This window comes from Streptomyces sp. WELS2 (assembly GCF_013870595.1).
GTDB lineage: Bacteria > Actinomycetota > Actinomycetes > Streptomycetales > Streptomycetaceae > Streptomyces.
Window position 1 is genome coordinate 1 of the sequence record NZ_JACBWZ010000151.1, and the last position, 10743, is coordinate 10743.

Consider the following 10743-nt stretch of genomic DNA (forward strand, 5'->3'; position numbering starts at 1 on the left):
CCGGCCGCCCGCTCGTGCTGCTCGGCCGCTCCTCCGGCGGCTGGATCGCGCACGCCGTCGCCGAGCACCTGGCCGCGCTCGGCACCCCGGCCGCCGCCGTCGTCCTGGCCGACACCTTCTCCCGCGCCGCCGACCGCTCCAGCACCCGGCTGATGGTCGGGCAGCTGCTGGAGAACGAGGAGGCCGCCGAACTCCTCGACGACCAGCGGCTGGTGGCGATGGGCGGCTACTTCCGGGCGTTCGCCGACTGGACCCCGCACCCCCTGGACACCCCCGTGCTGCTGCTGCGCGCCACCGCCGAGGTGCCCGGCGCCGGGCAGGGCGCACGCGGGGCCGGCTGGGAGCACGCCCGGCACGTGGTCGACGTACCCGGCGACCACTTCTCGATGCTCGACGCCCATCATCGGACAACCGCCGACGCCATCGCGTCCTGGCTGCGCACGGAGGTACGGGGATGACCAACACCCCCATCGCACGAGAACTCTGGCTCCGCTCCTACCGCCCGGCGCCCGAGGACGGCGACCTGACGCTGGTCTGCTTCCCGCACGCGGGCGGCTCCGCCAGCTACTTCCGCCCCCTGGCGGACGCCCTGGCCGGCGTCGCCGAGGTGCTGCCGGTGCAGTACCCGGGACGGCAGGACCGGCGCGCCGAGCCGCCCCTGACGTCCGTCTCCCGGCTCGCCGACGAGATCGTCGCCGTCCTCGGGTCGCTGTCCCCGCGCCGGCTGGTGCTGTTCGGGCACAGCATGGGTGCCTGCGTGGCCTTCGAGGTGGCCCGCCGGATCGAGCGGGACTCCTCCGGCGGCTCCCACGACCTGCGCGGACTGATCGCCTCCGGCCGCACCGCCCCGCCCACCCTGCGCGACACCAAGGTCCGCTTCATGGACGACCACGCCGTCATCGCCGAGATGCGCCGCCTGAACGGCACCGACGACCGGCTGCTCCTGGACGACGACGTCATCCAGATGATCATGCCGGCCATCCGCGGCGACTACCTGGCGGTGGAGTCGTACCGGTACGAGCCCGGGCCGCCGCTGCGCTGCCCGGTCAGCGTCCTCGTCGGCGACGACGACCCGCAGGTCACCCTCGCCGAGGCCGAGGAGTGGCGCGCGCACACCCAGGCCGACTTCCGCCTGCGTGCCTTCCCCGGCGGCCACTTCTACCTGGCCGAGCAGCAGGACCGGGTGGTCCGGGCGCTCGCCGAGGACCTGGCCCGCTTCCGCTGACCGCACCCCCCTCGCGGGCCGGCGTCCCCGCGCCGGCCCCCAGCCCCCCCGACACAGAAAGAACGATCGATGGCAAACGAAGCGGCTGCCCCGGCACGCCCGCCGTTCGGACTGACCGTCCTCGCCGTGTCCCTGCCGATGTTCATGGTCGCGCTGGACAACCTGGTGGTCACCAACGCCCTCGCGTCCATCCGGCGCGACCTGGACGCCTCCGTCCAGGGCCTGCAGTGGGTCACCAACAGCTACATCCTCGGGTTCGCCGGCCTGCTGCTGGTCGCGGCCGGCCTCGGCGACCGCTACGGGCGCCGCAAGGTGTTCGTCACCGGGCTCACGCTGTTCGTGCTGTTCTCCGTCGGCTGCGCGCTGTCCACCTCCACCGGGGCGCTCATCGCGCTGCGCGCCCTGCAGGGCATGAGCGCGGCGGCCGTCCTGCCGCTGTCGCTGACCATGCTGACCGTGGCCGTGCCACCGGAGAAGCGGGGCGTCGCGATCGGCGTGTGGTCCAGCATCAGCAGCCTCGCCGTCGGCATCGCCCCGCTGATCGGCGGCGCCATCACCACCGGCATCGGCTGGCACTGGCTGTTCTGGCTGAACGTCCCGATCGGGCTCGTCGCCGTACCGCTGGTGCTGCGCGTGCACCCCGAGAGCCGCGGCGCCGCCGCCGGACTGGACCTCCTCGGGCTGCTGCTCGGCGCGACCGGCGTGCTCGCCCTGGTCTGGGCCATCGTGGACAGCAGCGACTACGGCTGGACCTCCGGCCGCGTCCTCGGCCTGTACGCCGCCGCGGCCGTCCTGCTGCTGGCGTTCGTGCTCTGGGAGCGCCGCGCCCCCGCACCGCTGCTGCCCCTGAGGATCTACCGCAGCCGCGCCTTCACCCTGACCAACCTCTCCTCCCTGGCCGTCTACTTCGGCCTGTTCGGCTCGATCTTCTTCCTCGCCCAGTACCTCCAGGTGGCCCGCGGCCACTCGCCGTTCGTCGCCGGACTGTGGACCCTGCCCTGGGCCGTGATGCCGACGATCTGCGCCCCGTACGCGGGCAAGCTCATCCCGAGGGTGGGCCCGGCCCGGCTGATCGCCGCCGGCCTCGCCCTGGCCGCCGTGGGCCTGGCCTGGTGCGCGCTGATCTCCGACCCCGCCACCGCGGACTGGCAGATGGTGGTGCCGTACATGCTGTGCGGCATCGGCACCGGACTGATCTTCGCGCCGAGCGCGACGGTCGTCGTCAGCTCCGTGCAGCCGCAGGACATCGGCAAGGCCTCCGGCACCAACGCGACCGTCCGGGAGATCGGCAGCGCGCTCGGCATCGCCGTCCTCACCACCGTGTTCACCGCCCGCGGCGGCGGCTACGACTCGCCCGGGGCCTTCACCGACGCGATGATCCCCGGCCTGTGGATCTGCGTCGCGGTCCTGCTGGCCGGCGGCGCGGTCGCGCTGGGCATCCCGGCCCTCAAGCCGCCCGCCGCCGCACCCGCGCCGGCCAGGCAGCCCGCCCTCGACTGAGCCCCGCACACGCTTCGGCACACGCCCCGACACACAAGGAGCACATCCCGCATGGTCACCTTCGCCGACCTGTACGCCGACTACGGCGTGAAGACCCCGCACCACCTCTTCGAGCGGCTGCGCGAGGACCGCCCGCTCTTCCAGGTCGAACTGCCCAACGGCGTGCCGCTGTGGCTGGTCACCCGGTACGCCGACTGCCGCGCCGGACTCGGCGACGCCCGGCTGTCCAACCGCATCGGCACCCGGATCGTCTCCCAGGACGTCCTGCCCGCCGACATCCGGGCCAGCATGGGCACCCACATGCTCCGGGTCGACGGCACCGACCACACCCGGCTGCGGCGCCTGGTCTCCTCGGTGTTCACCGCCAAGCGCATCGAACACCTCCGCCCGATGATCGAGCAGATGACCAGCGACCTGCTGGACAAGATGGCCGTCCAGGAACAGCCCGACGCCATCCGCGACCTGGCCTACCCGCTGCCCATGCAGGTCATCTGCGAACTGCTCGGCGTGCCCGTCGCCGACCACGAGCGGTTCCGCAGCTGGTCCAACGCCTACCTGGCGGGCGTCGGCACCCAGAACTTCCCCGTCGACGTGGTCACCGAGTTCGTCCACTACGTCCGCGACCTCGTCGCGCAGAAGCGGGCCGAACCCGACGACAAGCTGCTGTCCGCGATGATCGCCGCCCGGGACGACGAGGACCGGCTCGCCGAGCACGAACTGACCTCGATGTGCTTCCTGCTCATCATCGCCGGCTACGAGACCACCGTGAACCTCCTCGGCAACGGCACCGCCCTGCTGCTGGACCGGCCCGAGCTGGCCGAGCGGCTGCGCGCCGACCACGACGCCATCCCGGCCGCCGTCGAGGAGTTCCTGCGCTTCGAGAGCCCGGTGCCCGGCGCCAGCTTCCGCGTCGCCACCGAGACCCTGGAACTGGGCGGACAGACCGTCAAGGAAGGCGAACTCGTCCTGATCTCGCTGCTGTCCGCCAACCGCGACGAGCGGGTCTTCGACGACTCGATGACCTTCGACGCCGAGCGCGCCCCCAACCAGCACATGGCCTTCGGCTACGGCATGCACTACTGCCTGGGCGCCCCGCTGGCCCGGCTGGAGGCGCACATCGCCTTCCGCCAGCTGCTGGAGCGCTTCCCCCGCATGGAGCGCCAGGACCCGGCCGCCGAACTGCGCTGGCGCCCGGGCCTGGTGATGCGCGGACTGACCGAACTGCCCGTGAAGCTCAACCACTAGCCCCGCACCCCCGGGTGGCGGCCCGCCCCGGCCGCCACCCGACGCAAACCGAACACGCCCTACAAGCAAGGGAGTTCCGTGGTGACAGCCGACCTGGTGGCCGCGATCGAGTCACCGGACGCCGAGACCCGCGACTTCGCCGCCCTGCCGGTACCGGAGTCGTACCGGGCCGCGGTGCTGTTCAAGGACGAGCAGCACATGTTCGACGGCATCCCGGTCGCCGACCGGGAACCCGCCAAGGCCCTGCACATCAGCGACGTACCGACCCCCGAGCCCGGCCCCGGCGAGGCCCTGATCGCCGTCATGGCCAGTTCCGTCAACTACAACACGGTGTGGAGCGCGCTGTTCTCGCCCGTGCCGACCTTCGCGTTCCTCGAACGCTACGCCCGCACCGGCGGCCCCGCCGCCCGCCACGACCAGCCCTACCACGTGATCGGCTCCGACCTGTCCGGCGTGGTCCTGCGCACCGGCCCCGGAGTGCGCCGCTGGCACCCCGGCGACCGGGTGGTCGCGCACTGCCTGTCCGTCGAGCTGGAGGACGCGGCCGGCCACGACGACACCATGCTCGACCCCGAGCAGCGGATCTGGGGCTTCGAGACCAACTACGGCGGACTGGCCCAGCTCGCGCTCGTGAAGGCCAACCAGCTGATGCCCAAGGCCGCCCACCTGACCTGGGAGGAGGCCGCCGCGCCCGGCCTGGTCAACTCCACCGCCTACCGCCAGCTCGTCTCCCGCAACGGCGCCGGCATGAAGGTCGGCGACACCGTGCTGATCTGGGGCGCCGGCGGCGGTCTCGGCTCGTACGCCACCCAGTACGCGCTGGCGGGGGGCGCGATACCGGTCTGCGTGGTCTCCAGCCCGCAGAAGGCGGACATCTGCCGCGCCATGGGCGTCGAGGCGATCATCGACCGGAACGCGGAGGACTACCGCTTCTGGCGCGACGAACAGACCCAGGACCCCCGGGAGTGGAAGCGGTTCGGCAGCCGGATCCGCGAGCTGACCGGCGGCGAGGACGTGGACATCGTCTTCGAGCACCCGGGCCGGGAGACCTTCGGCGCCTCCGTCTACGTGGCCCGGCGCGGCGGCACCATCGTGACCTGCGCCTCCACATCCGGCTACCGGCACGAGTTCGACAACCGCTACCTGTGGATGCACCTCAAGCGGATCATCGGCTCGCACTTCGCCAACTACCGTGAGGCGTGGGAGGCCAACCGGCTCGTCGTCAAGGGCCGCATCCACCCCACGCTCTCCCGCAGCTACCCGCTCGACGGCATCGGCCAGGCCGTCGACGACGTCCACCGCAACCGCCACCACGGCAAGGTCGGCGTGCTCTGCCTCGCCCCGCGCGAGGGCCTGGGCGTCACCGACCCCGCGCTGCGCGAGCGGCACGAGAAGGCCATCAACCGCTTCCGCACCGCCTGACCCCCACCCTCAGGCCCACACAGATTGGCAGTACGCACGTGACCGAGAACCCGGTCGACAACGCCCCCCTCGCCTACCCCTTCGAGCGGCCCACCGCCCTGGAGCCGGCCCCCGAGTACCGGCGGCTGCGCGAGACCTGCCCGGTCTCCGGCATCCGCATGCCGAGCGGTGACCAGGGCCTCCTGGTCACCGACTACGACTCGGTGCGCACCGTGCTGTCCGACCCCCGGTTCAGCCGGGCCGCCACCGCCCGCCCCGGCGCCCCCCGCATCGGCACCGAACCGCAGAACGCCAAGAACCTGCTCACCATGGACCCGCCGGAGCACACCCGGGTGCGCCGGCTGGTCTCCAGGGAGTTCACCGCCCGCCGGGTGGCGGCGCTGCGCCCACGGATCCAGGCCCGCACCGACGAGCTGCTGGACGCCATGGAGCGCACCGGTTTCCCGGCCGACCTCGTGCCCGCGCTCGCCTTCCCGCTGCCCGTGACCGTCATCTGCGAACTGCTCGGAGTGCCGCTGGACGAACGCGAGCAGATCGCCGAGTGGTCCGGCACCGTCCTGTCCACCGTCTCCCTGCCCGTCGAGCGGATCGTCGCCGCGCACAACGGGCTCGCCGGATACCTCGGCGGACTCATCGCCGCCAAGCAGCGGCAGCCGGGCGACGACCTGCTGTCCGCCCTGGTGTCCATCCACGAGGCCGACGCCGAACGGCTCGACGAGGAGGAGCTGCTGCACCTGGCGATCACCCTCCTGATCGCCGGGCACGAGACCACCACCAACCAGATCGGCAACAGCGTCCTGGCGCTGCTGACCCACCCCGAGCAGTTCGAGGCGGTCCGCCGCGACCCCGCCGCCGTCCCGGCCGCCGTGGAGGAGCTGCTGCGCTTCGTCCCGCCGGGCGACGAGGCGACCCTGCGCATCGCCACCGAGGACGTCAAGCTGGGCGACACCCTGGTGCCCGCGGGCACCGCCGTCCTCGCCTCCCTGGCCTCCGCCAACCGCGACGGCGCGCAGTACCCCGACGCCGACACCCTCGACGTCGCGCGCGTCCCCGGCGCCCAGCACCTGGCGTTCGGCTACGGCATCCACTACTGCCTGGGTGCCGGACTGGCCCGGCTGGAACTGGAGATCGCCCTCGGCAGCCTGCTGCGCAGGTTCCCCACGCTCCGCCTGGACATCCCGGCCGACCAGGTGCCCCGGTCCGCCGGCCGGCTGATCCACGGCGTGACCTCGCTGCCCGTCGCCTGGTAGCGCCGGCCCGGCAGCGGTCCCGGAGGCACGCCCCCGGGACCGCTCCCGGTCAGCTCCCGGACGCCGGATCCGTCCGGGCCTCGAAGACGGCCAGGATCCGCTCCGCCGCCAGGGTCGCCGTCAACTCGCCCTCCCTCACCCGCCGTTCCAGGTCCGGGGCGGCCGCGCGGACCGCCGGATCGGCGTGCAGCCGGCCCAGCAGCTCGTCCCGGACCATCGTCCACACCCAGCCGACCTGCTGCTCCCGGCGCCGGTCCGCCAGCCGCCCGGTGCTCTCCAGCAGCCGGCGGTGCTGCTCCAGCCGCTCCCACACCGTGTCCAGACCGGCCGACTCGCGCGCGCTGCAGTGCAGCACCGGCGGCGTCCAGAAGGCGTCCTTGCCGTGCATCAGCCGGAGCGCGCCCGCCAGCTCCCGGGCCGCGGCCCGCGCGTCCCGCTCGTGCGGGCCGTCCGCCTTGTTCACGGCGATCACGTCGGCCAGCTCCAGGACGCCCTTCTTGATCCCCTGCAGCTGATCGCCGGTACGGGCCAGGGTGAGCAGCAGGAAGGAGTCGACCATGTCGGCGACCGCCGTCTCCGACTGGCCCACCCCGACGGTCTCCACCAGGATCACGTCGTAGCCGGCCGCCTCCATCACCACCATCGACTCCCGGGTGGCCTTGGCGACCCCGCCCAGCGTGCCCGCGCTGGGGGAGGGCCGCACGAAGGCCGCCGGGTCCACCGCGAGCCGCTCCATCCGCGTCTTGTCACCGAGAATGGAGCCGCCCGTGCGGGTCGAGGACGGGTCGACGGCGAGCACCGCGACCCGGTGCCCCAGCGAGGTCAGCATCGTGCCGAACGCGTCGATGAACGTCGACTTACCGACACCGGGCACCCCGCTCACCCCGATCCGCCGCGCCCGCCCGCTGTACGGCAGCAGCTCGGTGAGCAGCCGCTGCGCCAGCTCCCGGTGCTGTGGCCGGGTGGACTCCACGAGCGTGATGGCGCGGGCCACCAGGGCCCGCTTCCCGTCGAGCACACCCTTCACATACGTGTCGAGATCGATCGCTGCCATCGCCGCTACAGCTCGTGACCGAGGTCGGCCGCCAGCCGCCGGACCAGGTCGTGGGCAGCGTCCGGGATCACCGTCCCGGGCAGGAACACCTCCGCCGCGCCCATCTCCCGCAGCGTCGGCACGTCCTGCGGCGGGATCACCCCGCCGACCACGATCATGATGTCCTCGCGGCCCTCCTCGGCGAGCTTCTCGCGCAGCGCCGGCACCAGCGTGAGGTGCCCGGCGGCCAGCGAGGACACCCCGACCACGTGCACATCCGCCTCGACCGCCTGCCGGGCGACCTCCTCCGGCGTCTGGAACAGCGGGCCGACGTCCACGTCGAAACCGAGGTCGGCGAAGGCCGTCGCGATCACCTTCTGGCCGCGGTCGTGGCCGTCCTGGCCCATCTTCGCGACCAGGATGCGCGGCCGGCGCCCCTCGGCCTCCTCGAACGCCTCCACCAGCGCCCGGGTGCGGTCCACCGACGCCGACTGCCCTGCCTCGTTGCGGTACACACCGGAGATCGTACGGATCTGCCCGGCGTGCCGCCCGTACACCTTCTCCAGGGCGTCGGAGATCTCGCCGACCGTCGCCTTGGCGCGGGCCGCGCGCACCGCCAGCTCCAGCAGGTTGTCCGTGCCGTCGGCCGCCCGGGTCAGCGCGTCCAGCGCGTCCCGGCAGGCGGTCTCGTCCCGCTCCGCGCGCAGCCGCCGCAGCTTCTCGATCTGCTGGGCGCGCACGGCCGAGTTGTCGACCTTCAGCACCTCGATCTGCTCGTCGCTGTCCACCCGGTACTTGTTCACGCCGATCACCGGCTGCCGGCCGGAGTCGATGCGGGCCTGGGTGCGGGCCGCCGCCTCCTCCACGCGCAGCTTCGGGATGCCCGCGTCGATGGCCTGCGCCATGCCGCCCGCCCGCTCGACCTCCTGGATGTGCGCCCACGCCTTGCGGGCCAGGTCGTACGTCAGCCGCTCCACGTACGCGCTGCCGCCCCACGGGTCGATGACCCGGGTGGTGCCCGACTCCTGCTGGATCAGCAGCTGGGTGTTGCGGGCGATGCGCGCCGAGAAGTCGGTCGGCAGCGCCAGCGCCTCGTCGAGCGCGTTGGTGTGCAGCGACTGGGTGTGCCCCTGGGTGGCCGCCATCGCCTCCACGCAGGTGCGGGTGACGTTGTTGAACACGTCCTGCGCGGTCAGCGACCAGCCCGAGGTCTGCGAATGCGTGCGCAGCGACAGGGACTTGGGGTTCTGCGGGTCGAACTGCCGCACGAGCTTCGCCCACAGCAGCCGGGCCGCGCGCAGCTTGGCGACCTCCATGAAGAAGTTCATGCCGATCGCCCAGAAGAACGACAGCCGGGGCGCGAACGCGTCCACGTCCAGGCCCGCTTCGCGGCCCGCCCGGATGTACTCCACACCGTCCGCGAGGGTGTACGCCAGCTCCAGGTCGGCCGTCGCGCCCGCCTCCTGGATGTGGTAGCCGGAGATGGAGATGGAGTTGTAGCGCGGCATCCGCTGCGAGGTGTACGCGAAGATGTCGGAGATGATCCGCATCGACGGCTTCGGCGGATAGATGTAGGTGTTGCGGACCATGAACTCCTTCAGAATGTCGTTCTGAATGGTCCCGGCCAGCTTCTCGGGCGGTACGCCCTGCTCCTCCGCCGCCACGATGTACAGCGCCAGCACCGGCAGCACCGCGCCGTTCATCGTCATCGACACGGTCATCTTGTCCAGCGGGATGCCGTCGAACAGCTGCCGCATGTCGTAGATCGAGTCGATGGCCACGCCCGCCATGCCGACGTCACCCGTCACCCGCGGGTGGTCGCTGTCGTACCCCCGGTGCGTGGGCAGGTCGAACGCGACCGACAGGCCCTTCTGACCGGCCGCGAGATTGCGCCGGTAGAACGCGTTGGACTCCTCGGCGGTGGAGAAGCCCGCGTACTGCCGGATCGTCCAGGGCTGGTTGACGTACATCGTCGGGTACGGGCCGCGCAGATACGGCGCGATGCCCGGGTAGGTGCCCAGGAAGTCCAGGCCCTCCACGTCACGTCCGGTGTACAGCGGCTTGACCCCGATGCCCTCCGGGGTCTCCCACACCGGCTCCGCGTCCCCGGTGGCCCGGCGCAGCGCCGCGCGCCACTCGTCCTCGGTGCCGCCCGTGACCGGGGTGCCCAGCTCGATGCCGGAGAAGTCGGGGATTCCCATCAGGACACTCCCATGCGGTCGAGGGTCGAGGACAGCACATCCACGGCGTCACAGCCCGCGAAGACGTACGAGTCGATGCCGGGGTACTCGCCCCGGCCCGCCAGGGACACGTGCCGGGCCCCGGCCGCGCGCAGCGACCCGGCCACCTGCCCGGCCTGTTCGGCGTAGAGCGCGTCGCTGGAGCACACCACGGCCTCGGTGGCGCCGCTGTCGGCGAAGGCGCCCTCGGTGACCGGCTCGATGCCGCCGGCCTGGAAGAGGTTGGCCGCGAAGGACGCCCGCGCGGTGTACTCGGCCGGGGAGCCGATCGTGGCCAGGTAGATCCGGGGCCGGGCGCCGGTCCTCGCCAGATGGGCGTCGGAGCGGGCGCGCAGCTCCTCGTACGCCTCGTCCCGGCGCACCCGGGGCAGACCGCCCGAGGGAGGCTCGGGCGCGGGCGGGCGCTCGACCGGCTTCTCGGTCAGCAGCGGGAACTCGCTGACCCCGGTGATGGGTTCGCGTCGCCGGGCGAGCCGCTTGGAGCGCTCCGCCCAGGTCGTGGCGAGATCGGTGCGCAGCCGGCCGGAGCGCAGCACGGCCGCCTGCCCGCCGTCGCGCTCGACGGACCGGAAGAACCGCCAGGCGGCCTCCGCCAGGTCGGCGGTCAGCCGCTCCACGTACCAGGAGCCGCCCGCCGGGTCGACGACCCGGGCCAGATGGGACTCCTCGATCAGGATGGTGGAGGTGTTGCGGGCGATCCGCCGGGCGAACGCGTCGGGCAGCCCCAGCGCGTGGTCGAACGGCAGCACCGTCACCGCGTCCGCGCCGCCCACAGCCGTTTGACGACCCCCGGGAGCACGCATGACCATCATGCAGCCCGACCTGAGC

General features: G+C 72.6%; 9 protein-coding genes. 6 read left to right on the plus strand and 3 right to left on the minus strand.

The window, feature by feature from the left end; translation table 11 throughout:
- The 6 genes from H5J33_RS12290 to H5J33_RS12315 form a co-directional block, all read left to right on the plus strand.
- Positions 1 to 458: thioesterase domain-containing protein (locus H5J33_RS12290; RefSeq protein ID WP_258565032.1), on the plus strand; the 458-nt coding region annotated here is incomplete at its 5' end.
- The gene (locus H5J33_RS12295) at positions 455 to 1225 is read left to right on the plus strand and encodes a thioesterase II family protein (protein ID WP_181794937.1); all 771 of its coding nucleotides are present in this window, start codon (positions 455 to 457) and stop codon (positions 1223 to 1225) included. The genes H5J33_RS12290 and H5J33_RS12295, both read left to right, overlap by 4 nt.
- Before the next feature lie 69 nt (positions 1226 to 1294).
- On the plus strand, positions 1295 to 2725 hold the full coding sequence (locus H5J33_RS12300; protein WP_181794938.1) for an MFS transporter: 1431 nt from the start codon (positions 1295 to 1297) through the stop codon (positions 2723 to 2725).
- A 51-nt stretch (positions 2726 to 2776) separates the two neighbouring features.
- Positions 2777 to 3970, plus strand: coding sequence for a cytochrome P450 (locus H5J33_RS12305; protein WP_181794939.1), 1194 nt, complete (start codon positions 2777 to 2779; stop codon positions 3968 to 3970).
- A 78-nt stretch (positions 3971 to 4048) separates the two neighbouring features.
- Entirely contained in the window at positions 4049 to 5392 is a 1344-nt protein-coding gene (gene ccrA / locus H5J33_RS12310; protein ID WP_181794940.1) for a crotonyl-CoA carboxylase/reductase, read from the plus strand.
- A 38-nt stretch (positions 5393 to 5430) separates the two neighbouring features.
- The gene (locus H5J33_RS12315; RefSeq protein ID WP_309485387.1) at positions 5431 to 6642 is read left to right on the plus strand and encodes a cytochrome P450; all 1212 of its coding nucleotides are present in this window, start codon (positions 5431 to 5433) and stop codon (positions 6640 to 6642) included.
- A 49-nt stretch (positions 6643 to 6691) separates the two neighbouring features.
- Here H5J33_RS12315 and meaB read toward each other — a convergent pair whose 3' ends face one another.
- The 3 genes from meaB to H5J33_RS12330 form a co-directional block, all read right to left on the minus strand.
- Positions 6692 to 7696 carry a methylmalonyl Co-A mutase-associated GTPase MeaB gene (gene meaB, locus H5J33_RS12320; RefSeq protein WP_181794941.1) on the minus strand — a complete coding sequence of 335 codons (1005 nt, stop codon included), beginning with the start codon at positions 7694 to 7696 and terminating at the stop codon, positions 6692 to 6694.
- A gap of 5 nt (positions 7697 to 7701) precedes the next feature.
- The gene (scpA, locus tag H5J33_RS12325) at positions 7702 to 9876 is read right to left on the minus strand and encodes a methylmalonyl-CoA mutase (protein ID WP_181794942.1); all 2175 of its coding nucleotides are present in this window, start codon (positions 9874 to 9876) and stop codon (positions 7702 to 7704) included.
- Positions 9876 to 10743: methylmalonyl-CoA mutase family protein (locus H5J33_RS12330; protein ID WP_258565033.1), on the minus strand; the 868-nt coding region annotated here is incomplete at its 5' end. The genes H5J33_RS12330 and scpA, both read right to left, overlap by 1 nt.